This window comes from Aeromonas sp. R5-3, assembly GCF_040908225.1.
GTDB lineage: Bacteria > Pseudomonadota > Gammaproteobacteria > Enterobacterales > Aeromonadaceae > Aeromonas > Aeromonas dhakensis.
The window spans coordinates 41,871-65,784 of sequence record NZ_JBFODH010000002.1 but is presented as its reverse complement, the minus strand read 5'-3'; the positions used below and the strand labels follow the sequence as shown (position 1 = coordinate 65,784).

23 protein-coding genes and 1 other RNA gene are annotated in these 23,914 nt (G+C 62.0%); 17 read left to right on the top strand and 7 right to left on the bottom strand.

Annotated elements, in window-relative coordinates:
- Window positions 1-9: 9 nt before the first annotated feature.
- The 6 genes from dapE (at window position 10) to AB5Y95_RS00295 (ending at window position 6,349) form a co-directional block, all read left to right on the top strand.
- Window positions 10-1,137 carry a succinyl-diaminopimelate desuccinylase gene (gene dapE / locus AB5Y95_RS00320; protein WP_368159286.1) on the top strand — a complete coding sequence of 376 codons (1,128 nt, stop codon included), beginning with the start codon at window positions 10-12 and terminating at the stop codon, window positions 1,135-1,137.
- The gene (locus tag AB5Y95_RS00315; protein ID WP_368159284.1) at window positions 1,134-1,823 is read left to right on the top strand and encodes a M15 family metallopeptidase; all 690 of its coding nucleotides are present in this window, start codon (window positions 1,134-1,136) and stop codon (window positions 1,821-1,823) included. Before dapE ends, AB5Y95_RS00315 begins: the two co-directional genes overlap by 4 nt.
- Complete coding sequence (locus AB5Y95_RS00310; protein ID WP_005298986.1) at window positions 1,820-1,966, top strand: hypothetical protein; 147 nt, start codon at window positions 1,820-1,822, stop codon at window positions 1,964-1,966. The genes AB5Y95_RS00315 and AB5Y95_RS00310 overlap by 4 nt, the downstream gene beginning before the upstream one ends.
- A 270-nt stretch (window positions 1,967-2,236) precedes the next feature.
- Window positions 2,237-3,964, top strand: a complete 1,728-nt coding sequence (locus AB5Y95_RS00305) for a potassium/proton antiporter (RefSeq protein WP_005298984.1) — start codon at window positions 2,237-2,239, stop codon at window positions 3,962-3,964.
- Window positions 3,965-4,003: 39 nt separating this feature from the next.
- The gene (locus tag AB5Y95_RS00300; protein WP_368159283.1) at window positions 4,004-5,107 is read left to right on the top strand and encodes a beta-N-acetylglucosaminidase domain-containing protein; all 1,104 of its coding nucleotides are present in this window, start codon (window positions 4,004-4,006) and stop codon (window positions 5,105-5,107) included.
- A 33-nt stretch (window positions 5,108-5,140) separates the two neighbouring features.
- Window positions 5,141-6,349, top strand: a complete 1,209-nt coding sequence (locus AB5Y95_RS00295; protein WP_368159282.1) for a cation:proton antiporter — start codon at window positions 5,141-5,143, stop codon at window positions 6,347-6,349.
- 90 nt (window positions 6,350-6,439) lie between these two features.
- Here AB5Y95_RS00295 and AB5Y95_RS00290 read toward each other — a convergent pair whose 3' ends face one another.
- Complete coding sequence (locus tag AB5Y95_RS00290; RefSeq protein ID WP_368159281.1) at window positions 6,440-7,228, bottom strand: DUF1460 domain-containing protein; 789 nt, start codon at window positions 7,226-7,228, stop codon at window positions 6,440-6,442.
- Window positions 7,229-7,438: 210 nt separating this feature from the next.
- Window positions 7,439-8,071 (bottom strand): LysE family translocator, encoded by a 633-nt coding sequence (locus AB5Y95_RS00285; RefSeq protein WP_010634529.1) that lies wholly within the window; start codon window positions 8,069-8,071, stop codon window positions 7,439-7,441.
- A 164-nt stretch (window positions 8,072-8,235) separates the two neighbouring features.
- On the opposite strand from AB5Y95_RS00285, the gene AB5Y95_RS00280 reads away from it, so the two are divergent.
- From AB5Y95_RS00280 to AB5Y95_RS00270, 3 genes are all read left to right on the top strand, one after another.
- A complete protein-coding gene (locus AB5Y95_RS00280) occupies window positions 8,236-9,858 on the top strand; it encodes a methyl-accepting chemotaxis protein (protein WP_368159280.1) in 1,623 nt (540 codons plus the stop codon).
- Window positions 9,859-10,036: 178 nt separating this feature from the next.
- Window positions 10,037-10,567 carry a DUF1523 family protein gene (locus AB5Y95_RS00275; protein WP_010634531.1) on the top strand — a complete coding sequence of 177 codons (531 nt, stop codon included), beginning with the start codon at window positions 10,037-10,039 and terminating at the stop codon, window positions 10,565-10,567.
- Window positions 10,564-10,860, top strand: coding sequence for a helix-turn-helix domain-containing protein (locus AB5Y95_RS00270; RefSeq protein ID WP_005298972.1), 297 nt, complete (start codon window positions 10,564-10,566; stop codon window positions 10,858-10,860). Before AB5Y95_RS00275 ends, AB5Y95_RS00270 begins: the two co-directional genes overlap by 4 nt.
- A 212-nt stretch (window positions 10,861-11,072) precedes the next feature.
- Here AB5Y95_RS00270 and AB5Y95_RS00265 read toward each other — a convergent pair whose 3' ends face one another.
- Window positions 11,073-11,543, bottom strand: a complete 471-nt coding sequence (locus AB5Y95_RS00265; RefSeq protein ID WP_005298971.1) for a hypothetical protein — start codon at window positions 11,541-11,543, stop codon at window positions 11,073-11,075.
- 34 nt (window positions 11,544-11,577) lie between these two features.
- Entirely contained in the window at window positions 11,578-12,513 is a 936-nt protein-coding gene (gene rihA / locus AB5Y95_RS00260) for a pyrimidine-specific ribonucleoside hydrolase RihA (protein WP_043170120.1), read from the bottom strand.
- A gap of 164 nt (window positions 12,514-12,677) precedes the next feature.
- Between rihA and AB5Y95_RS00255 the strand changes: the two genes are divergently transcribed.
- The gene (locus AB5Y95_RS00255) at window positions 12,678-13,442 is read left to right on the top strand and encodes an RluA family pseudouridine synthase (protein WP_368159279.1); all 765 of its coding nucleotides are present in this window, start codon (window positions 12,678-12,680) and stop codon (window positions 13,440-13,442) included.
- 124 nt (window positions 13,443-13,566) lie between these two features.
- Here the strand turns inward: AB5Y95_RS00255 and udp are convergent, their stop codons facing one another.
- Entirely contained in the window at window positions 13,567-14,322 is a 756-nt protein-coding gene (gene udp / locus AB5Y95_RS00250) for a uridine phosphorylase (RefSeq protein ID WP_167567877.1), read from the bottom strand.
- A gap of 391 nt (window positions 14,323-14,713) precedes the next feature.
- Here udp and yiaY point away from each other — a divergent pair, with 391 nt between their 5' ends.
- From yiaY to AB5Y95_RS00235, 3 genes are all read left to right on the top strand, one after another.
- Window positions 14,714-15,865 (top strand): L-threonine dehydrogenase, encoded by a 1,152-nt coding sequence (gene yiaY / locus AB5Y95_RS00245; RefSeq protein ID WP_368159278.1) that lies wholly within the window; start codon window positions 14,714-14,716, stop codon window positions 15,863-15,865.
- Between the two features lie 135 nt (window positions 15,866-16,000).
- The gene (locus tag AB5Y95_RS00240; RefSeq protein WP_005298963.1) at window positions 16,001-16,339 is read left to right on the top strand and encodes an outer membrane protein assembly factor BamE; all 339 of its coding nucleotides are present in this window, start codon (window positions 16,001-16,003) and stop codon (window positions 16,337-16,339) included.
- Between the two features lie 124 nt (window positions 16,340-16,463).
- Window positions 16,464-17,099, top strand: a complete 636-nt coding sequence (locus tag AB5Y95_RS00235; RefSeq protein ID WP_368159277.1) for an NAD(P)H-binding protein — start codon at window positions 16,464-16,466, stop codon at window positions 17,097-17,099.
- 83 nt (window positions 17,100-17,182) lie between these two features.
- Here AB5Y95_RS00235 and AB5Y95_RS00230 read toward each other — a convergent pair whose 3' ends face one another.
- Together AB5Y95_RS00230 and AB5Y95_RS00225 are read right to left on the bottom strand one after the other, a co-directional pair.
- Entirely contained in the window at window positions 17,183-17,530 is a 348-nt protein-coding gene (locus AB5Y95_RS00230; RefSeq protein ID WP_368159276.1) for an RnfH family protein, read from the bottom strand.
- Window positions 17,523-17,957, bottom strand: a complete 435-nt coding sequence (locus tag AB5Y95_RS00225; protein WP_005298951.1) for an SRPBCC family protein — start codon at window positions 17,955-17,957, stop codon at window positions 17,523-17,525. Before AB5Y95_RS00225 ends, AB5Y95_RS00230 begins: the two co-directional genes overlap by 8 nt.
- Before the next feature lie 169 nt (window positions 17,958-18,126).
- Between AB5Y95_RS00225 and smpB the strand changes: the two genes are divergently transcribed.
- The 4 genes from smpB (at window position 18,127) to hsdR (ending at window position 23,833) form a co-directional block, all read left to right on the top strand.
- The gene (gene smpB, locus AB5Y95_RS00220; RefSeq protein WP_017766150.1) at window positions 18,127-18,615 is read left to right on the top strand and encodes an SsrA-binding protein SmpB; all 489 of its coding nucleotides are present in this window, start codon (window positions 18,127-18,129) and stop codon (window positions 18,613-18,615) included.
- 179 nt (window positions 18,616-18,794) lie between these two features.
- Window positions 18,795-19,154: a transfer-messenger RNA gene (gene ssrA / locus AB5Y95_RS00215) on the top strand.
- Between the two features lie 204 nt (window positions 19,155-19,358).
- A complete protein-coding gene (locus AB5Y95_RS00210; protein ID WP_099358534.1) occupies window positions 19,359-20,297 on the top strand; it encodes a restriction endonuclease in 939 nt (312 codons plus the stop codon).
- 2 nt (window positions 20,298-20,299) lie between these two features.
- The gene (gene hsdR, locus AB5Y95_RS00205) at window positions 20,300-23,833 is read left to right on the top strand and encodes a type I restriction-modification system endonuclease (protein WP_368159275.1); all 3,534 of its coding nucleotides are present in this window, start codon (window positions 20,300-20,302) and stop codon (window positions 23,831-23,833) included.
- Window positions 23,834-23,914: the final 81 nt, after the last annotated feature.

Genomic DNA, 23,914 nt, shown 5'->3' with positions numbered 1-23,914 from the left:
GGAAAAACGATGTCGGATGTCATCGCACTGGCCAAGGATCTGATCCGCCGCCCCTCCGTTACCCCGCTGGATGAAGGATGCCAGACCCTGATGGCGGAGCGCCTCGCCAAGCTCGGCTTCGTCATCGAGCCCATGGTGTTCGAAGACACCACCAACCTCTGGGCCCGCCGCGGCAGCGAGGGGCCGCTGTTCTGCTTCGCCGGCCACACCGACGTGGTGCCCGCCGGCCCGCTGGACAAATGGCACACCCCGCCGTTCGAGCCGACCATCCAGGATGGCGTGCTGTACGGGCGCGGCGCCGCCGACATGAAGGGCTCGCTGGCAGCCATGGTGGTGGCGGTCGAGCGCTTCGTGGCCGAGCATCCGGATCACGCAGGGTCGATTGCCTTCCTCATCACCTCCGACGAGGAGGGGCCCTTCATCAACGGTACCACCCGGGTGATCGACACCCTGGAGGCCCGTAACGAGAAGATCCGCTGGTGCATCGTCGGCGAGCCCTCCTCTACCGCCGTGGTGGGGGACGTGGTGAAGAACGGCCGGCGCGGCTCCATCACCGGCGATCTGCTGGTGCGTGGGGTGCAGGGCCACGTCGCCTATCCCCATCTGGCGGACAACCCGATCCACAAGGCGGCCCCGGCGCTGGCCGAGCTCGCCGCCATCGAATGGGATCAGGGCAACGCCTACTTCCCTCCCACCAGCTTCCAGATCGCCAACATCCAGGCGGGCACCGGCGCCTCCAACGTCATTCCCGGCGAACTGCACGTCCAGTTCAACTTCCGCTTCAGCACCGAGCTCACCGATGCCGCGATCCGCGAGCGGGTCGAAGCCCTGCTCGAGCGGCACGGTCTGGATTACCAGATCAAGTGGACCCTCTCCGGCCAGCCCTTCCTCACCGACACCGGCAAGCTGCTGGCGGCGGCGGTTTCTGCCATCGAGGCGGTGAACGGCCTGCAGCCGGCATTGCTCACCACGGGGGGAACGTCCGATGGGCGCTTCATCGCCCCCACCGGGGCGGAAGTGATCGAGCTGGGCCCGGTCAACGCCACCATCCACAAGGTGAACGAGTGCGTGAAGGCGGACGATCTGGATCTCTTGGCAGACATGTACCAAGGGGTGCTCGCGAGGTTGCTGGCATGACCCAGGATCAACTGCTGGGCCAGGATGAGGGTCACCTCATCCTGGTGGGGCAAGGCCCGCACCGGCTGACGGCCGCCACCGCGGCGGCCTTCAACGACATGCAGGTGGCCGCCGCCCACGCCGGCTTCAACCTGCAGCCCGCCTCCAGCTGGCGAGGCTTCGAGCGCCAGCTCGCCATCTGGAACGGCAAGTGGCGCGGCGAGCGCCCCCTGCTCGATGCCCACAGCCAGCCCATCGACCCCCTGCAACTGAGTGACGAGGAGCGGCTGCACGCCATCCTGCACTGGAGCGCCCTGCCCGGCACCAGCCGTCACCACTGGGGCACCGATCTCGACATCTACGACCCGGACTGTCTGCCCGCCGGCACCAGACTGGCGCTGGAGCCCTGGGAGTATGAGGAGGGGGGCTGGTTTGCCGACTTGAGCGAGTGGCTGGAGGATCGCATGAACGACTTCGGCTTCTTCCTGCCCTATGCCAAGCCGGCCGATGCCGGCAGCGGCGTCGCCTACGAGCCCTGGCACCTCAGCTTTGCGCCTGAGTCCCGCGAGCAGCGGCTCGACCCGGCCGCGCTGGCACTTTGCCTGCAACAGGCGGATATTGAAGGCAAGGCGACCATACTGGCCAACCTCGACGAGATCCTGGCCCGCTATGTCACCCTGGCCACCGACGAAAGGAGTAGCACATGAACCTCTGGCTCTGGATAGGCTTGCCCCTGCTCTTCCTGCTCGGCCTGTTTCTCAACGCCATCAAGGACATGAAGCGACTGGAGAAAGAGCTGCCCCGCTACAAGGACAAGATCCGGGAAGTGAAGGACGACGAGGACGACTGACGACCTCCGTCAGCAGGGGCCCGGCGTGGCCCCTGCCGTTTGCTGCCCGCTGCGGCGCCCGCCTCTCCCTCAAGTGTCCGTTTTGTGAACATCATCACGTTGTCGACCTCTCTGATCACCCCGCTGACCCCCTTTTGATGGCCAGAACCCTTCGCAGCAATCGCACTGAAAATGTAAAAAACTGCAAATAAATGCACAATTAAGCCACACGGAGCCGGTCAAACTGCATATAATGTGCCTGATTTGCATTTTGACAGAAGGAGTTCGCCATTGGATGCCGTCACCATCAACAGTTTCTTCCTCGTCGCGGCCTTGTTGGTGGGTGCCAGTGTCCTGTTGAGCGCGCTCTCCTCCCGTCTCGGTATCCCCATCCTGGTGATCTTCCTCGCCGTCGGCATGCTGGCCGGTGAGGACGGCCCCGGCGGCATCCACTTCGCCGACTACTCCATCGCCTACCTGGTGGGCAACCTGGCGCTTGCCATCATCTTGCTGGACGGCGGCATGCGTACTCGGGTCTCCTCGTTTCGAGTCGCGCTCTGGCCCGCGCTGTCGCTCGCCACGGTCGGGGTGGCCATCACCACCGGTCTGACGGGCCTCGCCGCCGCCTGGCTGTTTGACCTCAACCTGCTGCAGGGGATGCTGATCGGCGCCATCGTCGGCTCCACCGATGCGGCGGCGGTCTTCTCCCTGCTCGGCGGGCGCAGCCTCAACGAGCGGGTCAGCGCCACCCTGGAGATAGAGTCCGGCAGCAACGATCCCATGGCGGTGTTTCTTACCGTCACCCTGATCGAGGTGCTGGCCACCGCTCAGCAGGGGCTGGATGGCGGCTTTCTGCTGCTGCAACTGCTCAAGCAGTTCGGGCTGGGAGCCGGCATCGGCCTTGGCGCCGGCTGGCTGCTGTGGAAGCTTATCAACAGCGCCCGGCTGGCCCCCGGCCTCTACCCGCTGCTGACCGTCAGCGGCGGCCTGCTCATCTTCGCCCTCACCACGGCGGTAGGCGGCAGCGGCATCCTGGCCATCTACCTCACCGGCCTGTTGCTCGGCAACCTCTCCCTGCGCAGCCGCAGCACCACCTTGTCGGTGCTGGACGGCCTGACCTGGCTCAGCCAGATCGGCATGTTCCTGGTGCTGGGGCTGCTCGCCTCCCCCCACAAGCTGCTGCCCATCGCCCTGCCGGCGCTGGCGCTGGCCATGTGGATGATCCTGTTCGCCCGCCCCATCTCGGTCTGGATCGGCCTGCTGCCGTTCAAGAACTTCGCCCCCCGCGAGCGCTGGTTCATCTCCTGGGTGGGGCTGCGCGGCGCCGTGCCGATCATTCTGGCGGTGTTCCCCATGATGGCGGGGCTGCCCAACGCCCAGCTCTACTTCAATGTCGCCTTCTTCGTGGTGCTGGTCTCGCTGATCCTGCAGGGCAGCTCGCTGCCGCTGGCCTCCCGCCTCGCCCGGGTCGAAGTGCCGGCGCCCCCCTCGCCCATCAACCGCTCCGGGCTCGAGATCGATCTCGACAGCCAGTGGGAGACCTTCGTCTATCGCCTGAGCGACGAGAAGTGGTGCATCGGCTCGCCGCTGCGGGATCTGCGCATGCCCAAGGGCACCCGCATCTGTGCCCTGTTCCGCGAGCAGGAGCTGCTGCACCCCTCGGGCAGTACCTGTCTGCAATCCGACGACATCCTCTGCGTCATCGGCCACGAGCGCGACCTGCCTGCCCTCGGCCAGCTGTTCAGCCAGGCGCCGGAGCAGGATCTGGGCCCGCGCTTCTTCGGCGACTTCCTGCTGGAGGCGGCCGCCAAGCTGGTGGATCTGGCACCGCTTTACGGGCTGGATGTGAGCGAGGTGGCGGATCAGACCCTTGGCCATTTTATTGCACAGCAGTTGGGCGATAATCTGGTGGTCGGCGACCACGTCGAATGGCAGGGGCTGATCTGGACCGTGGCCGAAATGGAAGAGGGTGAACCCCGCAAGATAGGGGTGCGTTTTCTGGAAGAAGATCCGGTCTGATCGCCGTCTGCCTCGTCCTCTGCGAGAAGGGAGTTATCTATGCCTTACCAAACCCTGTTGTCCGGCCTGCAACCCCCTTCGCCCAACCTGGGGGTGATCGAGGGCTTCTTTGGCAAGGGCTGGAGCTGGGAAGCCCGCGCCCGCTACGCCCAGTGGCTGCCCCGCCACGGTTACGGCTTCTATCTCTATGCCCCGAAAGAGGATGGCTATCTGCGCAAGCACTGGGCCAAGCCCTGGCCTGCCGCCCAGCTCGAGGCACTGCGCCAGCTCGCCCGCCAGTGCCGCGACAGCGGCCTCGCCTTCGGGGTGGGGCTGAGCCCCATGGGTGCCCACCACGACTATGCCCGCCAGCGACCGGCCCTGCTGGAGAAGGTGCGGCTCATCGAGGAGGAGCTCAAGCCCGACATCCTGGCGATCCTGTTTGACGACATGAAGGGGGATACCCCGGATCTCGCCCACTGGCAGCTCACCATCACCCACGACATCGCGGCCCATACCAGTGCCGGCCGGCTGCTGTTCTGCCCCAGCTACTACAGCACGGATCCTGTGCTGGAGAAGGTGTTCGGCGCCATGCCCCCCCACTATCTGCAGGATCTGGGGCAGGGGCTGGATCGGCGCATCGACATCTTCTGGACCGGCCCCAAGGTCTGCTCCAGCGAGTACCCGGCAGCCCACCTGCGGCAGACGGCCGAGTGGCTGCACCGCAAGCCGTTCCTGTGGGACAACTACCCGGTCAACGACGGCAGCAAGGCCAGCAGCTTCCTGCACCTGCGCGCCTTCGAAAACCGCCCGGCGGAGTTGGCGGATCTCGTGAGCGGCCATGCGGTCAACCCCATGAAGCAGGCGGCGCTGTCGGCCCTGCCGCTGGCCACCCTGCCCATGAGCTACAAGCTCGGCAAGCAGTACGACCCGGACAAGGCGCTGCACGCCTCTCTCAACGCCACCTGCGGCCCGCAGATCTCCGCCATGATCCAGGCTGACCTGCCGCTGTTTCAGGACATAGGGCTGGCCCAGCTGACCCCTGAGCAGGTGACTCACCTCAAGGCCCGCTATCTGCCGTTTCGCGACCAATCCTGCGTCGACGAGATCCTGCGCTGGCTCGATGGCGAGTATGTGTTCGACCCGGACTGTCTCACCGACTGATCCCCACCCAGGCACATTGCCACAGGAGGCAGCATGGACGCGTCCCTGATTTACCAGAACCTGGCGGTGATCGCCGCCTTTCTGCTCATCTACAGCCTGATCGCCGGGCGCTTTGAATCCCGCCTCATCAACGGCCCCTTGCTGTTCTTGCTGATGGGCTGGCTGCTGGGGCCAGGCGGCATCGAACTGCTCTCCCTCTCCATCGACAGCGATGGCATCAAACTGCTGGCGGAGCTGACCCTGGTCATAGTGCTGTTCAGCGATGCGGCCAACACCAACTGGCAGGTGCTGCTGGCCAACCGCAGCCTGCCCATCCGGCTGCTGCTGATCGGCCTGCCGCTCACCCTGCTGGCCGGCACCCTGTTCGGCCGCTGGATCTACCCGGACCTGCCGCTGCTGGAGCTGGCCATCCTCTCCACCATACTCGCCCCCACCGATGCGGCGCTCGGCAAGGCGGTGGTGAGCAACCCGGCGGTGCCTGCCCCCATCCGCGAGGGGCTCAACCAGGAGAGCGGCCTCAACGACGGCATCTGCGTGCCCGTGCTGCTCCTGCTGCTCGCCCTCATCGCCCCTACCGAACAGCACAGTGGCACCGGCCTGCTGGCCATCACCCTGCTGCTGGAGGAGATCGGCATCGGCCTGCTGGTGGCCTGGGGGCTCACCACCTTCACCCTGCGCCTGCTCAAGACCTCCTACCTCAACGGCTGGCAGCTGCCGCTCTGGCGCCAGCTCACCATGCCGGGGCTGGCCTTGCTCTGCTTCGCGCTGGCCCAGACCCTGGGGGGCAGCGGCTTCATCGCCGCCTTCGTCGGCGGCCTGCTGATGGGCCGCAAACTGGGGGAGCACAAGCACGCCTACCTGGACAGCTGCGAGGGTTACGGGGATCTGCTCTCTGTGGTGATCTGGATGGTGTTCGGCGCCACCCTGATGCCCATGCTGGCAGAGCTGCTGCACTGGCAGTACTGGCTCTATGCCGCCGCCAGCCTCACCCTGCTGCGCATGGTACCGGTCTGGCTGAGCCTGCTCGGCACCGGCCTCAAGCTTGAACTCAAGCTCTTCATCGGCTGGTTCGGGCCGCGGGGGCTGGCCAGTATCGTCTTTGCGGTAATGGTGCTGCAGCACGAGCCAGCCCTCCTCGGCCAGCGCCCCATCATCGCCACCGTGCTCTGCACCATCATACTGAGCGTCATCCTGCACGGTCTCACCGCCAATCCCTGGGTCGCCCGCTTCAAACCCCGTTGAGGGGCGTCGCCAACAAAAAGCCCCGGGCACTGCCCGGGGCTTCTCTTTCTGTCAGACGCAAGGCGTGCTCATCTCGGCCAGGGCCCCTCCCTAGGAGCTCGCGTCCTCGGCCTGCGGCCGATAGACCAGGATCCCCGGCTTGTTCTGCACATACTCCAGGAAGGGAGAGTCCACCACCTGCATCTTGCTCGAGAGGGAGGAGGCATTGCGCAGCACGGGGCCGTTCTCGCCACGGATGAAGATGCCGGTGTGGGTGACGTCGAGCCCGGCCAGATCGGTGTAGATGCCGATGTAGTCCCCCTCTTCCAGCAGACTCAGGGTGTTCTCGTCGATGCTGGTGGACGGAATGTAGGTGATGTCCCGCGCCGTCACCCCCAGCCCCGGAATGTAGTGGCCGCCGTCCACCTTCTGGTTGAGCAGCTTGGCGGTGGTCACCGCGGCGCCGCCCACCAGATGGGTCACATCGCTCACCTTGTTGTCGCCATGCACCCAGTCTGAGAAGAAGTGCTTTCTGGTCAGATAGTTGACCTCACCGTTCACGTAACGAGTGTGCATCAGGTTCTCGATGAAGTGATGCACACTCGTTGCGCGACGCAGCGACTCGACGTAGTCCAGATAGGTGAAGCAATCGAGCCCGCCAAAATCCACCACCAGCTTCTCCTGCACCTCGTTCGACCCCACCAGCCGGTTGGCCACATAGGGATTGCCCAGAAACAGGCTGGAGAAGGTCTTGATCGTCTGACCCGGCGCCCCCTGCTGGCGGGCAAACAGCTCGATAAGTTGCGGCTCCTTGATGTTGTAGAAATCGAGGTTCCTCTCTTTGCCAGCAGCCGCCGCGCCGGCAAACAGGAGCAATGCAATACTGGTCAGCCTCATCATCCTTAAATCTCCTTGCTCGAAATGTTAATAAACGGACCCTGTGCACTCTCTCGCAGGGGCAAGAGAATGCCATTCGAGACTGACGGTATCCCGGCCGTTTGCAAACCGGATAAATGTAAGCAAATGTGGCCAACCGCCCGCCAGCATACGAAAAAGCCCCGCGGGAGCGGGGCTTTTCGGCAGAGTCAGGCCTGCTGGCAAGCGATGGCATCAACCCAGCGCCAGCCAGACCCCGACAAACAGCATGAGAGAGCCGGCGATCCGGTTCATCAGGGTGACGTTGCCGCTCTTGGCGAGGAAGTGGCGCAGGGTGCGACCGCCGCTCGCGTAGAGCAGCAGGCAGGAGAACTCGATGAGCAGGATCAGGGCCACCAGGGCGCTGATCTGGGGGGTCATCGGCTTGGCCGCATTGATGAAGGGGGGCAGCAGGGAGACCATGAAGGCCCACCCCTTGGGGTTGGCGATGGCGGTGACGAAGCCCTGCATGGCCAGCGCCAGCGGTCGCGTCTCCTGGGCCGCCGACAGATCCGCCGGGATCGCCAGCTTGCCCTTGGCCTGCCACATCTGGATACCGAGCCAGATAAGATAGGCGCCGCCCACGTACTTGAAGGCGGCAAACAGCGCCGGGTAGTTGAGCATCACGGCCGCCACCCCGATCACCGACAGCACAGAGACCAGGCCAACCCCGATGAGCTCGCCCCACATCATGTGCAGGGTGCGGCGAACCCCCAGACTCATGCCGAGGGTCATCGCCAGGGTCATGCACATGCCGGGGGTCACGGAGACAAAAAAGAACGTGGGAATAAACAGCGCCAAAATGGCAGGATCGATCCAGTCGGACACACAACACCTCCATGGTAACAGACCGACGATCTTGCCTATCACACTCATTTAACACAAGAAAAAACCTTTTCAAATAGCCGGTTTTGCACCTTAAAAACCTGTGACAAGCTTTGTCGCGCCTGTGTAAGATGCCGCCTTGTTTCTCTTTTGGGTCAGGATCTTTCATGTCATTGAATAATCTCTCTATCCGTCTGCAAGTACTCATCCCTCTCCTGCTCGCCAGCCTGTTGATGATCCTGATGATCGGGATCGGCAAACAGGACATCGACCGCGCCATCGACGACATGAACGAGACCACCGCCAGCGTGACCCGTCACAAGGACGACATCGCCACCCTGATCCACGCCACCTACCGGCTGCGCACCAACGCCATCTACGGCCTCTACGATCCCGCCCGCTTTGCCCAGCTGCCCAGCGAGCTCTCCGCCGCGGAGCAGGAGATAGGTGCCATCCTGGCCAGACTGGCCATCGCCGGTGCCGAGCAGGACAACAGCCGGGTCGCGGCCGCCCTGCAGGCCTACCTCGGCCACACCCGCAGCAACATGCTGCCGCTGCTGGCCGCCAAGCACCAGGGCGGCGGCGATCCTGCCGCCTATGAGCAGGCCCGCCTGCGCTTTCGCGATCTGGGGGAGGATCTCATCAAGCAGATCGATGCCATGTCCGCCCACGTCAACCAGCTGATCCTGGCTGAAATTGCCGAGGAGCAGGCTCACTACCACGCCACCCTGCTGCGTACCCTGCTGCTGATGGCAGCCAGTCTGGCCGCTGCCCTGTTTGGTGGCTGGTGGCTCTCCGGCCGCATCGTGCGTCCCATCGGTCAGCTGCAGCAGGTGATGCGCGCGGTGGCCCAGGGCCGCTTCAACGTGCGTGCCGCCAGCGATGGCAACAACGAGCTGAGCCAGCTGGCCGCCGACATCAACCAGACCCTGACCCAGCTTGGCAACACCATCCAGACCCTGACCGGCATCAGTGGCAACGTGGCCTCCGCCGCCACCGAACTCGCCGCCGTGATGACCCAGGCAGAGGTCAATGCCCAGCAGCAGCGCGGTGAGACCGAACAGGTGGCCTCCGCCGTCACCGAGCTGGCCAGCACCGCCGACAACGTCAACCACAACGCCGCCCTGGCCGACGAGCTGGCGCGCGATGCCAACCAGCGGGTCGAAGAGGGGCTGGCGCTGTTTGCCGAGAGCATCCAGGCCAACAGCCGCATGGCCAACAGTCTGGAGAGCGCCGCCTCCGTGGTGGCCAGCCTCAAGTCCCAGTCCGAGCAGATCGGCAAGGTAATCGAGGTCATCCAGGGGATTTCCGAGCAGACCAACCTGCTGGCCCTCAACGCCGCCATCGAGGCCGCCCGCGCCGGTGAAACCGGTCGCGGCTTTGCGGTGGTGGCCGACGAGGTGCGCATGCTGGCGGCCCGCACCCAGGACTCCACCAAGGAGATCCAGGCCATCATCGAGCAGCTGCAGAGCCAGTCTCTCTCCGCCAACAGCGGCGTGCAGGATACCCTGGCCATCCTGGCCCACAACCAGCAGCTCTCCGGCCAGGTGCAGGATCTGCTGGGCGGCATCACGGAGGCGGTCAACCAGATCAACGGCGCCAACGCCCAGGTGGCTACCGCCGCCGAGGAGCAGTCCTGCGTCACCGCCGACATCAACCGCAACATCACCAACATCCACGAGATCGTGAACCAGAACGCGGCCGGTATCAGCCAGAGTGCCGCCGCCAGTCACGAACTGTCACAGCTCGCCGAGCAGCAGCGCAAGCAGCTGTCCCAGTTCCAGCTGTGACGCCAACCCGCTGACCAGACAGAGAGGCCCCGCACGCGGGGCCTCTCTGTTAATGACGCTGACGACTTGTTATTGTTTTAAACGCTATTTTTTATGATCAGGCTTCATTGGGGGCTGGGCTACCTCACCAAATATGGGTATGGTAGAGGCACGTCACTCCCCCTCATGCGAGATCATCATGAAGCTGTCCTTCAAGAAACCGGCCTTCATCGGCCTCGGGCTCATCGCCCTCGTCACCGCCATCTGGCTCGACTACTACCTGCCGGAACACACCATCGCCACCATCACAGGGGTGGAGGTGAAACGCACCGACAAGGATGGCCCCATCAGCCAGAAGAACCCGGCCGACGGCCCCACCACCGACGTCTACTACATCTATACCGAGCGTCCCGGCGAGAAGATCCGCGTGTTCCGCAACGAAGACACCGAGTGGGGCTGGCCCTTCTACTTCAAGTTCAACGCCGCCGACGTGCAGGCCAAGGCCAAGTCGATGGAGTTCGAAAAACGGCTGGCCATCATCACCTCCTACGGCTGGCGCATCAACATGTTCTCCATGTTCCCCAACGTCACCAAGATTGAGAGCACCGAACCCGACGCCTCCACCTGGAGCTTCTTCCGCTGGTTCTGGTTCGGCATCTGGGCCCTGGTGATGGGCAAGGCGGCCATCGCAACCTGGCGCTACTTCGATCGTCTCGAGGACGAGATATGAGTGAGCCGAGCAAGACGCGGACCAGCTTCTATCGCCGGCTCTACGTGGCCTGGCTCATCAGCCAGGGCACGGATACGGTGCCGGCCATCATGGAGGCGACCGGCATGCCACGACGCACCGCGCAGGATACGCTCAGCGCCCTGGCCGAGCTGGACATCAGCTGCGGCTTCGAGCAGACCGAGGGGGCTCGTCATCTGCAGGGACACTATCGCATCAGTGACTGGGGGCCCATCAATCCGGCCTGGATCAAGGCCCAACTGCCGGTTATCAAGGAGACGCTAGGTTACCCCTAAAGACCTGAGCATCACTCGTCAGTGACTGGGGGACAATCCGAACAACCCGGCCTGGATCAAGGCCCAGCTGCCGGTTATCAAGGAGACGCTGGGTTACCCCTAAAGACCTGGGCATCACCGTCAGTGACTGGGGGACAATCCGCGAAAATAAAAGAGGGCCAGCCGACAAGGCTAGCCCTCTTTTTATCTCCGCCAAGGCGTCGGCCTTGTTTCTACTCGGGGAAAGGCTCCTCCGGCAGCGACTCCTGGCTCTCGCCCCGGGTGCAGTCGATGATGGAGCGCTTGGGGTTGTTGGGATCGCGCAGCAGCAAAGGGGCCAACCCCTCGTCGTGCTTCTGCTCGTCGGAAAACTCGCTGCCGTAGGCGTTGTGGGTAAGCCGGCGCGCATTGGCGATAGGGGTATCCACGAACAGGGCGTGCACCTCGAAGGTGGAGGCCGGAATAAGAAAACCGCTGATGGGCAGGCCGTGCAGCTCCTGGCGGGTCTTGTACCAGGCGAAGCCGTCCGCCACCTTGTAGGGGGTGTAGTGGTTGAGCTGCGGGTGCGCCGGCTTGCCCGTCTCGCTGTCGAGATAGAGATCGTCCAGCTCGCAGGTCGCCAGCCCCTGCCACATCGACTCGAACGGCGTGGCACACCCCGTCAGTTGCAACCCGGCCAACAGTGCCAGCCCTGTCTTCCACATCGCTTCGCCCCTTCTTGCAAGAGTGGAACTGCGTTCAGTCAAAGGCCCGCAGCCGCGTGACCAGCAGATCGATAAAGCCCGCCCGATCCAGCCCCAGCAGCACCAGCGCATTGGCCGGCTTGCCGGTCAGACCGTAGCGATCCACCACCGTCATGCCGCTAGTATGGGTGCCGCCGGTCTCGATATCGACCCGGCACTCGACCCCGTGGAACAGTGCGGGAGCCAGCAACCAGGCAATGGTACAGGGGTCGTGCAGCGGGGCGCCAGCAAATCCCCACTTGGGATCCCGGTGGTAGATCATGAAAAAATCGAGCAGACCGGCCACGCACTGGGCCACCGGATTGGTGATGGCGCGCACCCGTTCGATATCCTCGTCCATCACCTGCGCCTGGTGGGTCACGTCCAGCCCGCACATGGTGATGGGAAGCCCCGACTTGAACACCATATCGGCCGCCTCCGGGTCCACATAAATATTGAATTCCGCCGCCGGGGTCCAGTTGCCGGCTCCCGCCGCGCCGCCCATCAGCACGATGCGGGCGATCTTCTGCTTGAGCTCGGGGTGGGCCGCCAGCAGCAGGGCGATGTTGGTGAGCGGGCCGGTCGGCACCAGGGTCACGGGTTCCGGGCTCTCGCGCAGGCACTTGGCCATCAGCTCCAGGGCGGTCATGGCCACGGGGGAAAAGGCGGGATCCGGCAATTTGGGGCCATCGAGCCCCGATTCGCCATGGACGTTGTCGGCGATGATAAGCTCGCGGGCCAGCGGCTTGGGAGCCCCCGCCGCCACCGGAATGTCGTCACGCCCCAGCAGGGTCAGGATGCGCAGGGCATTGTTGAGGGTCTTGTCCGGCGTCTGGTTGCCCGCACTGGTGGTGACCGCCAACACCTTGAGCTCGGGGCTGGCCAGCGCCAGGATGAGGGCGATGGCATCATCGTGGCCGGGATCGCAATCGAGAATAACGGGCAACGCCATGGACAGGCTCCTTACAACATGACAGGGAGCCATACCTTAGCAAGCCGCGGCCGCATTAACTCTGGAAGGGGTCACAAAACGGCCCCTTCCCTGCGTTATCAAGCAGTTAGTCACAAGACGAGAGCCGCTTCTGCAGTTATTCGCCGCGCCCCGCCGGTTCGGGTATGATCCCCCTCCCTTTTCAGACCGTGCGCCCCATGTCCGCCATCATCGACACCTTCATCGCCCCGCCCTGTGCGGCCGCCATCGAGATCCTGTTTGAGGATGAGCACCTGCTGCTCATCAACAAGCCGAGCGGCCTGCTGAGCCTGTCGGGAAAGAACCCGCAGAACCTCGACTCGGTGCACCACCGGCTGGTGCAAGATTATCCCGGCTGCGCCCTGGTCCATCGCCTCGATTTTGGCACCTCGGGCATCATGCTGGTGGCCAGGAACAAGGCCATCAACGCCCTGCTCTGCCGCCAGTTCAGCCAGCGCACGGTGAGCAAGGCCTACAGCGCCCTGCTGTGCGGCCATCTGGCCGAAGACGAGGGGGTGATCGATGCTCCCATCGCCAAGGATCCGGCGCTGTTTCCGCTGATGAGCATCTGTGCCGTCAGCGGCAAGCCCGCCCGCTCCCGCTATCAGGTGATGACGCGCCTGATCTGCCAGGTACAGGGCGACGCCGTACCGCTAACCTCGGTGCGGCTGGTACCGGAAACCGGCCGCACCCATCAGCTGCGCATCCACAGTCGGCAGCTGGGTCATCCCATCCTGGGTTGCGATCTCTATGGCGGCCTGCTGCCGCCCGGCTGCGAACAGGCGCCCCGGCTGATGCTGCACGCCAGTGAACTCGATTTTGTTCATCCGGTCAGCGGCGAACCGATGCAGATCCGCTGTGAGGCACCCTTTGAGCAGGCGCTGGCGGCCATGACGGGGCAACAGGGATAACTCAGAAGGAAATAGAGGGGAAAAAGAGAAGGGGAAAAGCGGTAAACGGCGGATAAAGATAGGGGCCGTGCTTTCGCAACGGCCCCCACCCCCCACTCGGTACTCTTTGTTACAAAGAGGGCTATCAGATCAGCTTGCGGGCAGCGCCCAGCACGATCTTGATGGCATCAGATTCGGTCTTCGCCATGGTCTCGGCGTTCGGGATCTCTTGCTGGGTACGGTTCACGATGACACCGGCCACCATGCCGGCGCGCAGGCCCTGGCTGGAGCACATGGTCAGCAGGGTGGCAGATTCCATCTCGTAGTTCAGCACGCCCATGGCTTGCCACTCTTTCATGGAACCCTGGAAACGGCTCACAACGCGACCGGATACGGTGTCGTAACGCTCCTGACCCGGGTAGAAGGTGTCAGAAGAGGCGGTAACGCCCACGTGCAGCTTGGAACCCAGCTCCTTGGCGGTGTTGACCAGCGCAGTGGTGCAGTCGAAGTCAGCCACGGCCGGGAACTCCATCGGCGCGAAGTGCAGGCTGGCACCGTCGAGGCGCACGGAGCCGGTGGTGACGATCACATCGCCCACGTTCAGGTGCGGCTGGATGGCGCCGGTGGTGCCGATGCGCAGGAAGGTACGGATGCCCAACTGAGCCAGCTCTTCCACCGCGATGGAGGTGGACGGGCCGCCGATACCGGTGGAGCAGATGATCACGGCCTTGCCGTCCATCTCGCCACGCCAGGTAGTGAATTCACGATGGCTGGCCAGGTGCACCGGGTTATCCAACAGCTCTGCGATGCGCTTCACGCGCTCGGGGTCACCGGGGACGATCGCCAGGGTGGCGCCTTGCAGATCCGCTTTTTTCAAACCCAAGTGAAATACATCAGACATAGTGGACTCCTGGTTGCTCCCCACCAGCATGGTCAGGGGCAAGTTAAGGTGATTCTTTATGGTACTTTCAAGCCTTCACTCCCCTCGTCGGGGAGGCGCCAACTATGGTCGAAAGCGCTTTCCAATTCCTTGAAGCATCTCACACTTCCTTGCATTGACAGCCACAAATTCGGCGCAAAACGTTTGCTAACTTGATGAATTAATTGAAAAACGTTTTTCTGTTCGCGAACAGGCTAGCGCGCTTGTCAATCCCTGTCGCGGCCCATGTTTCCGGTACGTGATCGAGTCCATAAAGTTGCAAAGCAGATACTATTGACCCCTTTTCATCCCCCCTGACGGTGCTATGTTGGCGCCCGTATACCACTTAATGGCTAATCATACGGAGTCCATCATGGCGACATTCAAGTTCTACATTCCCGCAATCAACCTGATGGGAGCAGGCTGCCTGCAAGAGGCGGCAGCCGATATCAAGGGTTATGGCCATCGCAAGGCGCTGATCGTCACCGACAAGATCCTCAACCAGATTGGCGTGGTGGCCAAGGTGGCCGGCCTGCTGGCAGAACATGGCATTGAAAGCGCAGTTTTCGACGAGACCAAACCCAACCCGACCATGACCAACGTGGAAGCGGGCCTGGCCATGCTCAAGGCCAATGGCTGCGACTGCGTCATCTCGCTGGGGGGCGGCTCGCCCCACGACTGCGCCAAGGGGATCGCCCTGGTGGCCGCCAACGGTGGCAGCATCAAGGATTACGAAGGGGTGGATCGCTCCGCCAAGCCGCAACTGCCGCTCATCGCCATCAACACCACCGCCGGCACCGCCTCCGAAATGACCCGCTTTTGCATCATCACCGACGAGGCCCGCCACGTGAAGATGGCCATCGTCGACAAGCACGTCACCCCGCTGATGTCGGTCAACGACCCCGAGCTGATGCTGGCCAAGCCGGCCGGCCTCACCGCCGCCACCGGCATGGATGCGCTGACCCACGCCATCGAGGCGTATGTCTCCACCATCGCCACTCCGGTGACCGATGCCAGCGCCATCATGGCCATCCAGCTCATCGCCAGACACCTGCGCACCGCGGTCAACCACGGCGACGATCTGCACGCCCGCGAACAGATGGCCTATGCCCAGTTCCTGGCCGGCATGGCCTTCAACAACGCAAGCCTGGGTTACGTGCACGCCATGGCCCACCAGCTGGGCGGCTTCTACGACCTGCCGCACGGGGTGTGCAACGCCGTGCTGCTGCCCCACGTGCAAGCCTACAACGCCCAGGTGTGCGCCGCTCGCCTGAAGGACGTGGCCCGTCACATGGGGGTGGACGTGAGCGCCATGACCGATGAGCAGGGGGCTGCCGCTGCCATTGCCGCCATCCAGCAGCTGGCCCGCGGCGTCAAGATCCCGGCCGGGCTGGAGCAGCTCGGCGTCAAGGCCGACGACTTCAACCTGCTGGCCGAGAACGCCCTGAAAGACGCCTGCGGCTTCACCAACCCGAAACAGGCGAGCCACGACGAGATCGTCGCCATCTTCCGCGCCGCCATGTAAGGGCACAATGGGCAGAAAGGGTCGCATGGCGGCCCTTTTTATTGGCTGATGGATCAATGGCTTTTTACTTCCGTAGAGGGAGCCGGTATGATTTGCCGAGCTTAAAAAGACTTGAATGGATGATCTGAACTCGATATGCGGATGAAACACCTGATTGCCGCGGCCCTGACCGCCCTCACCCTGTCCGGTTGCAGCCTGGTCTATCGCATCGATATTCCCCAGGGCAACTATGTGGAACAAAAACAGGTCGACAAACTGCGCCAGGGCATGACCCGCGAGCAGGTCGAGTTCGTGCTGGGCTCTGCCATGCTGCGCGATGGCTTTGACCCGAACACCTGGTACTACCTCTATGAATTCCAGCCGGGGCGCGGCGAAAAAGAGCGCAAGGAGCTCACCCTGACCTTCGTCAACGACAGATTGGCCACGGTCACCGGCGACTTCCCGCTGCCAGCGGCCTTCCATACCCCGCTCTGATCCCATCCACAAAACCGGCCTCGCGCCGGTTTTGTTTTATTGCCGCCGGCCACCCATTACCCCCTTGCAGAGGGCAGCCCCTCGCCCAATACTGGCCTCGATTCAATCACACAGGGAGAGCAGCATGAGCAGGATCCTGATCGCCGGAGCCACTGGCCTCATCGGCCGCGAGCTGGTGCGGCAACTGCCCGCGGAGCATGAACTGACCCTGCTCTGCCGCAAGCCCGGAGAGCCGCAGCCCGCCCGCCACTGGCTGCCGGTCAATTTCGATATGCTAGCCGAGGTGAATCTGCCCGAGCCGGTGGATCTCGCCTTCTGCTGCCTTGGCACCACCCGCAAGGAAGCGGGCTCCGCCGAGGCCTTTCGCCGGGTCGACCTTGACTATGTGCTGGCCTTTGCCGAGCTGGCCCGCCGCCACGGCTGCCAGCGGCTGGTAGTGGTCTCGAGCCTGGGGGCCAACCCTCACTCCCCCGCCCTCTATCCCCGTACCAAGGGGGAGATGGAGCAGGCCCTGCTGGCCCAGCCCTGGCAGCGGCTCGCCATCGTGCGCCCCGCCATGTTGCTGGGGGATCGCCAGCCGCCGCGCCGCTCTGAACAGTTTTTCCAGGCCATCTATCCCTTGCTGAAGCCACTGCTGGTAGGCAGGTTGCGCCGCTGGCACGCCATCGAGGCCAGCCAGGTGGCCCGCGCCATGATCGCCCTCTCCTGCCAGCCCGCCGGCTGCGAAGTGGTCGAGAACGAGCGGCTGATCCAGCTGTAACGAAGCGCCCCGCTTGGCGGGATGACGGGATCAAAAAAGGCGCCAAGGCGCCTTTTTTAGATGCGGTGTCGTGCCAGAGGCACTCAGTCGGATTGTTTACGGTTGGCATTGGGCCGGCCGCCGGTCACCACGTCGGCACGCCCCTCCTCCTTGGCCTTTTCCGCGCGCTTCTTGCGCATCTCCTTGGGATCGGCGATGAGCGGGCGGTAGATCTCGATGCGATCGCCATCTTGCAGCAACTCGGAACCCTTGACCGGTCGACTGTAGATGCCGAACTTGTTGACCGCCAGATCGATCTCGGGATGCTTGCTCATGATGCCGGACTGCTCGATGGCGGCCTGCACCGTCGTGATCGGCGCCACCCGCAGCCGCAGCACTGTCTGTTGCTGAGGCAGGGCATAGACCACTTCGATATTGAGTTGATCAGGCACCATACACCACCTTGGCGCGGTTGGAGAAGGCCAGCACCATGGAGCTCACCAGGTCGCGGAAGATCTGGCCAAACGCCAGCTCGATGAGTTTGGAGGTGAACTCGAAGTCGAGATCGAACTCCACCTTGCAGGCATCCACATCCAGCGGGGTGAAGGTCCACCAGCCCGCCAGCTTGCTGAAGGGCCCCTCCACCAGCTCCATCTTGATCTGCCGGTTGGCCTCGAGCAGGTTGCGGGTCGTAAAGGTCTTGGCAATCCCGGCCTTGGCCACATCGACCGAGGCCGTCATATAGTCATCGCCGGTTTCGTGGACACGGCTGCCGACACAACCGGGCAGGAACTCCGGATAGGCGTGAACATCATTGACCAGCCTGAACATCTGTTCTGCGCTGAACATCACCAGGGCACTGCGAGTAATACGGGGCATGGCTTTTCCTCATCCAATCGCCGCGATTTTATCACCATGTTTGCGCTTTTGGAGGTAAAACCTCGGTCAAACTGCTCATAAAGCCATCAGTTGACCCGCTGCGCGTTTTACAGCCGCCCTTGCCCACGTATAATGCCCTCCTCCCAGTCATTGCCGGAAATCGCCCGTCATGAGCAAAAAAAACAGTAAAAACAAAGCCGGGTCCAACACCATTGCACTCAACAGAACCGCGCGCCACGAATACTTCATCGAAGAGAAGATCGAAGCGGGTCTGTCCCTGCAAGGGTGGGAAGTCAAATCCCTGCGGGCGGGCAAGGCCAACATCAGCGAAGCCTATGTCATCTTCCGCGATGGCGAGGCCTACCTGTTCGGCTCCAGCTTCCTGCCACTGCAGGCTGCCTCCAGCCACGTGGTGTGCGACCCGACCCGGACCCGCAAACTGCTGCTGAGTCGTCGTGAACTCGACAAGCTCGAAAGCCTGATCGCCCGTCAGGGCTATACAATCGTGCCGCTCGCCCTCTACTGGAAACAGTGCTGGGTCAAGGTCGAAATCGGCCTGGTGAAGGGCAAGAAAGAGCACGACAAGCGCGAAGACACCAAGGCCCGCGAATGGGATCGGGAAAAAGCGCGCATCATGAAGAACAAAAACCGCGGTTAATCCGCTTGATGCTGCAAGGTCCGGGCTCCTGCCCGGACTTTTTCTTTTCCGGCCCGCCGCTTACCCGCTCCCGCCAGGCGTGCGCACAATAAATCGGCAAACGAAGCGGCTCCCTGCGGGAATGACCATCAACGCCTTGCCATGGCAGGATTTTTGCGTACAATCCCTCTTAACAACTTGGGGCTGATTCTGGATTCGACAAGATTCACGAAACCCAAGGTGCATGCCGAGGTGCGGTAGGCCTCGTTAATAAACCGCAAAAAAATAGTCGCAAACGACGAAAACTACGCACTGGCAGCTTAATAACCTGCGCAGAGCCCTTCTACCCTAGCTTGCCTGTGTCCTAGGGAATCGGAAGGTCATCCTTCACAGGATCGTGTGGAAGTCCTGCTCGGGGCGGAAGCATTAAAACCAATCGAGCTAGTCAATTCGTGGCGTGTCTCTCCGCAGCGGGTTGGCGAATGTAAAGAGTGACTAAGCATGTAGTGCCGAGGATGTAGTAATTTTGGACGGGGGTTCAAATCCCCCCAGCTCCACCAAACGTTTGGAAAGGGCCACCTCGCAAGAGGTGGCCCTTTTTTATTTGGACTGTCTTTGCAGTGGGTCATTCAACAAGCCTCACGGCGCAAAGAGCATCTGCACAATAGGGGGAAGCGAGATCTTTTGAGTCTTGGATCAACCTAATCAAGCGGATTTTGTGAGATTATTCAGCACAATACTGTTTCTGGATTTATCCATCATCCATGACCGACGCCATTCCCAGCTATGAACACATGATGCCTGCCGTGCTTTTTTCATTGAAAGACGGCAACAGCTATACGCTTCGACAAGTGTATGAAGCTGTATGTGCTCATTATGCTTTTACTCCTGAACAACTGGCTCACACCCTGCCAAGCGGGCGGCAAACCACGGTTCGCTCCCGGGTCGGCTGGGCCAAGACCTATCTGGTCAAGGCAGGGCTCATCGAGCAACCCAAGCGGGGCGTCTGCCTTATTACCGAACGGGGTAAGGCTGCTTTGGCATCGGGCCAGACCATCGACAACCACTATCTGGCTCAGTTCAAGGAGTTCGTGACCTTTACTCTGGCGTCCAGTGAAAGCACAGGTAAGCTGCCACAAGGCACAACCTATGCCGCGGACGAGCCACATAACGTGCAAGCCAGCACACCACAAGAACAAATTGAGCAAGCGCTAGCAGCCATCAATCAGTCCCTTGCCGATGACCTGCTGGCCGAGATCCTTGGTCTTTCGCCTCGCTTCTTTGAGCAGCTAGTGGTCGATCTGATGGTTGCCATGGGCTATGGCGGCAGCCAGCAGGATGCCGCCCGCACCACCCGTTACAGCAGTGATGGCGGCATCGACGGCATCATCAAGGAAGACAGGCTGGGGCTCGACTCTATCTACCTGCAGGCCAAGCGCTACACCGATAAAACCGTTGGGCGTCCCGAGATCCAGTCTTTCGCTGGCGCCCTGGATCTGCACAAAGCCCGCAAAGGGGTCTTTATTACCACCTCCAGCTTTAGCCGTGAGGCGCAGGAGTATGTCGGGCTAATTGAGAAACGTATCGTGCTGATCGACGGCGTACATCTGGCCGCCCTGATGATCGAATACGGCGTCGGCGTCACTATTCGCCAGACCCTCACCATCAAGACCCTGGATTCGGATTACTTTCTGGAAGATTGAACATGGACAAGAGCAATTTCGAGTTTCTCAAAGGCACCAACGACTTCCTCTATGCCATCGCCTGTGCCGCCGAGAACAACTATCCGGATGATCCCAATACCACCCTGATGAAGATGCGGATCTTCGGTGAGGCAACCGCCAAGCATCTTGGCAAATTGTTAGGCCTGCCTGCGACAGAGAGTCAACTCGACCTGCTAAGAGAGCTCGGCAAGATCAACTTTGTCGATGACGGCATCATGGGGGTATTTCATACCCTGCGTCGAACCGGCAACAAAGCGGTCCATGACTATCACAACGACCTTGATGATGCCGCCATGACCCTGAGACTCGGTTTCCGCTTGGGGGTCTGGTACTACCGACTGATCAGCAAACAGTATGATTTTGCCGCTCCCATTTTTGTGCTGCCGCAAGGGGAGCGCCACGACTATCACCAGGAGGTGATGGCGCTGAAGCAAGAGTTGGAGCAACGCAGCCTGGCCCAGCAACAGACAGCAGCCGAGATCGCAGCCCAACAACAACAGCTGATAGCGCTCAATGGCTATATCGCCATCCTCGAAGGCAAGCAGCAAGAGACCGAGGCGCAAACGGCAGCGCGTATCGCTGCCCTGGAGGCCCAGCTGGCCGCCAGAGAGGCCGAGCTGGCGAAGCTGACTGCTACCGAACGCGCGCTCTACCTCCAACAGGTCAAGGAGTTTGCAGCGGCTCGTTCGCTCGATCTGAGCGAGAGCGAGAGTCGTTATCTGATCGATGCCCAACTGCGCAAGGCTGGCTGGGAGGCCGATACCAAACAGCTCAAATTTGCCAATGGCACCCGCCCGCAAGCGGGCCGCAATATGGCGATTGCCGAGTGGCCTACGGCTGAAGATGAAACGGGTAAACGGGGTTTTGCCGACTACGTGCTGTTCGCGGGGCTTGTTCCTGTCGGCATCATTGAAGCCAAGAGGGGCAACATCGATGTGGCAGGCAAGCTTACGGAGGCTTACCGCTACAGCAAATATTTCGATATGGCTCACCTCAAGGAGGAGCTCTATGCATCAGCCACCGACGCGCAGGCCCATGATCAGGTCACCGAGATGCATGCCAGCTACCTGCGCCAGTGGCATGAGCCCGACAGCCACGTAAGCTACAAAGTGCCATTCTGCTTCTCCGCCAATGGTCGCGAATATCGCGCCGCCATGAAGAGCAAGAGCGGCATCTGGTATAGGGATGTGCGTCATCCGGGCAATATGCCCAGAGCCCTGCCCGAGTGGCATCGCCCCGAAGAGCTGCTGGTCATGCTGGCGCGAGATCCCCAGCGCAACAACCTCTGGTTTGCCAGCCACAGCGATATGAGCGAACTGGGGTTGCGCTACTACCAGGAGGAGGCGGTACAAGCCGTTGAGCAGGCCATCATCGCCGGTCAGCAAGATATCCTGCTGGCGATGGCAACCGGTACGGGCAAAACCCGGACCGCCATTGCCCTGATGTTCCGCCTGATCCAGTCACAACGCTTCAACCGAATCCTGTTTCTGGTCGACAGAACCTCTCTCGGCAAACAGGCATTGGGCGCCTTTGAAGATACCCAGATAAGCGGCGATACCTTCAACGCCATCTTCAATATCCAGGGGTTGACGGACCGTTTCCCGGAAGACAGCACCAAGATCCACGTTGCCACCGTTCAGTCACTGGTCAAGCGCACCCTGCAGAGCGATGAGGTGATGCCGGTTGGCCGCTACGACTGCATCATCATCGACGAAGCACACCGGGGTTACATTCTCGACAAGGAGCAGACCGAGGGCGAGATGGCCTTTCGCAACCAACTCGACTACATCTCCGCCTACCGTCGCATCATCGACCATTTCGATGCAGTCAAGGTGGCGCTCACCGCGACCCCGGCGCTGCACACCATCGATATTTTCGGCGGGCCATCGCGCCAGCCTGTCTATCGCTACAGCTATCGCAAAGCGGTACTCGACGGCTATCTGGTGGATCAGGAGCCGCCCATTCGCATCGTCACCCGCCGCAGCAAGGAGGGGGTCTACTTCGCCAAAGGGAGTCAGGTACATCGTCTGAGCAATCAGGGCGAGCTGATTGACGATACCCTCGAAGATGATCAGAACTTCGAGGTGGCCAACTTCAACCGCGAGCTGATCGCCTCCAACTTCAACCGGGTCGTCTGCGAGGAGCTGGTCAATCACCTCGACCCCACCGGCAATCAGAAGACCCTGATCTTCTGCGTCAACAACAACCATGCCGACAACGTGGTCGAGGAGCTGCGCACCGCCTTCAAAGCAAAATTTCCGGCGCTGGAACATGACGCCATCATCAAGATCACCGGCGATGCCGACAAGGACGCCAACAAGGTGCAGTCGATGATCACCCGCTTCAACAAGGAGCGGCTGCCCAACATAGTGGTCACCGTCGACCTGCTCACCACAGGTATCGACATTCCCAGCATCTGCAATCTGGTCTTTATGCGCAAAGTGCGCAGCCGCATCCTCTATGAGCAGATGAAGGGGCGCGCGACCCGTCTCTGCCCCCAGGTGGGCAAGAGTGCGTTTCGCATCTTCGATGCCGTCGATCTCTACGCCACCCTGGAGCAGGTCGATACCATGCGTCCGGTGGTGGTGCGCCCTGACGTCCCGTTGCAGACCCTGGTCAACGAGATCACCGATTCCGAAACCTATCAGGTGAAAGAGGCCGATGGCCGCAGCTTTGCCGAGCACAGCCACGAGCAGCTGGTGGCCAAGCTGCAGCGCATCAGCAACCAGGCCAGCTACAACCGCGATCGCTCAAAAGAGGTCGCCGAACAGCTGGCACGCCTCGATGAACTCTGCCGCGAGTCGGCTGGCTGTGATTTCAACCAGCTGGGCCGAACCTTGCGCAGCAATGGCCCGCGCTGGTCTGCCGAGGTGTTCAACCAGTTGCCAACCCTGATCCCGCGCCTCGAGCACCTCAAGCGCACCATCAACGAGCTGCGGGATCTGCCCATCTTCAGCGATATCGACGATGAAGTGATTGAAGTGAGCCGTGCCTATGGCGATCACGACAGTGCAGAGGATTTCCTCGATGCCTTCGACCGGCTGGTCAGCCGCTCCCAAAACGAGCAGGCCGCCATCGACGCCATCATCAACCGCCCGCGCGATCTCACCCGCAGCGCGCTGCTGCAACTGCAGGAGTGGTTCGATAAAGAGAACTACAACGACTCGACCCTGCGCGCCGCGTGGAAGGCCGCCAAGAATCAGGATATCGCCGCCCGCTTGGTCGGCCATATTCGCCGTGCCGCCATCGGTGACCCCCTGCAGCCATTCGAAGAGCGGGTAGACAGGGCGTTGGCCCGCATCAAGGAGCGCCACGACTGGAACAGCGAGCAGCTAACCTGGCTCGATCGTCTGGCCGACTCCATCAAGGAGAAGGTGGTACTCGATGATGACACCTTCAAGGTAGGCAACTACCGCCGCCGGGGCGGCAAACCCAAGCTGATGCAGCTCTTTGATGACAAGCTTGATGAACTGCTCGCCGAGTTCAGCCAACTGATCTGGGATAAACCCGCCTGAAACGGGTACAATCCTGCCCACTTTGGTGGTGCCTGACAAAGGCGCCCCACTCACTCTATACAAGGCGGCCCACAGGCCGCC

What these genes read in the sequence shown, in the direction of transcription:
- dapE (WP_368159286.1), top strand. Translation starts at nt 10, where the DNA reads ATGTCGGATGTCATCGCACTGGCCAAGGATCTGATCCGCCGCCCCTCC.
- AB5Y95_RS00315 (WP_368159284.1), top strand. Translation starts at nt 1,134, where the DNA reads ATGACCCAGGATCAACTGCTGGGCCAGGATGAGGGTCACCTCATCCTG.
- AB5Y95_RS00310 (WP_005298986.1), top strand. Translation starts at nt 1,820, where the DNA reads ATGAACCTCTGGCTCTGGATAGGCTTGCCCCTGCTCTTCCTGCTCGGC.
- AB5Y95_RS00300 (WP_368159283.1), top strand. Translation starts at nt 4,004, where the DNA reads ATGCCTTACCAAACCCTGTTGTCCGGCCTGCAACCCCCTTCGCCCAAC.
- AB5Y95_RS00295 (WP_368159282.1), top strand. Translation starts at nt 5,141, where the DNA reads ATGGACGCGTCCCTGATTTACCAGAACCTGGCGGTGATCGCCGCCTTT.
- AB5Y95_RS00290 (WP_368159281.1), bottom strand. Translation starts at nt 7,228, where the DNA reads ATGATGAGGCTGACCAGTATTGCATTGCTCCTGTTTGCCGGCGCGGCG.
- AB5Y95_RS00280 (WP_368159280.1), top strand. Translation starts at nt 8,236, where the DNA reads ATGTCATTGAATAATCTCTCTATCCGTCTGCAAGTACTCATCCCTCTC.
- AB5Y95_RS00275 (WP_010634531.1), top strand. Translation starts at nt 10,037, where the DNA reads ATGAAGCTGTCCTTCAAGAAACCGGCCTTCATCGGCCTCGGGCTCATC.
- AB5Y95_RS00270 (WP_005298972.1), top strand. Translation starts at nt 10,564, where the DNA reads ATGAGTGAGCCGAGCAAGACGCGGACCAGCTTCTATCGCCGGCTCTAC.
- AB5Y95_RS00265 (WP_005298971.1), bottom strand. Translation starts at nt 11,543, where the DNA reads ATGTGGAAGACAGGGCTGGCACTGTTGGCCGGGTTGCAACTGACGGGG.
- rihA (WP_043170120.1), bottom strand. Translation starts at nt 12,513, where the DNA reads ATGGCGTTGCCCGTTATTCTCGATTGCGATCCCGGCCACGATGATGCC.
- AB5Y95_RS00255 (WP_368159279.1), top strand. Translation starts at nt 12,678, where the DNA reads ATGATCCCCCTCCCTTTTCAGACCGTGCGCCCCATGTCCGCCATCATC.
- udp (WP_167567877.1), bottom strand. Translation starts at nt 14,322, where the DNA reads ATGTCTGATGTATTTCACTTGGGTTTGAAAAAAGCGGATCTGCAAGGC.
- yiaY (WP_368159278.1), top strand. Translation starts at nt 14,714, where the DNA reads ATGGCGACATTCAAGTTCTACATTCCCGCAATCAACCTGATGGGAGCA.
- AB5Y95_RS00240 (WP_005298963.1), top strand. Translation starts at nt 16,001, where the DNA reads ATGCGGATGAAACACCTGATTGCCGCGGCCCTGACCGCCCTCACCCTG.
- AB5Y95_RS00235 (WP_368159277.1), top strand. Translation starts at nt 16,464, where the DNA reads ATGAGCAGGATCCTGATCGCCGGAGCCACTGGCCTCATCGGCCGCGAG.
- AB5Y95_RS00225 (WP_005298951.1), bottom strand. Translation starts at nt 17,957, where the DNA reads ATGCCCCGTATTACTCGCAGTGCCCTGGTGATGTTCAGCGCAGAACAG.
- smpB (WP_017766150.1), top strand. Translation starts at nt 18,127, where the DNA reads ATGAGCAAAAAAAACAGTAAAAACAAAGCCGGGTCCAACACCATTGCA.
- AB5Y95_RS00210 (WP_099358534.1), top strand. Translation starts at nt 19,359, where the DNA reads ATGACCGACGCCATTCCCAGCTATGAACACATGATGCCTGCCGTGCTT.
- hsdR (WP_368159275.1), top strand. Translation starts at nt 20,300, where the DNA reads ATGGACAAGAGCAATTTCGAGTTTCTCAAAGGCACCAACGACTTCCTC.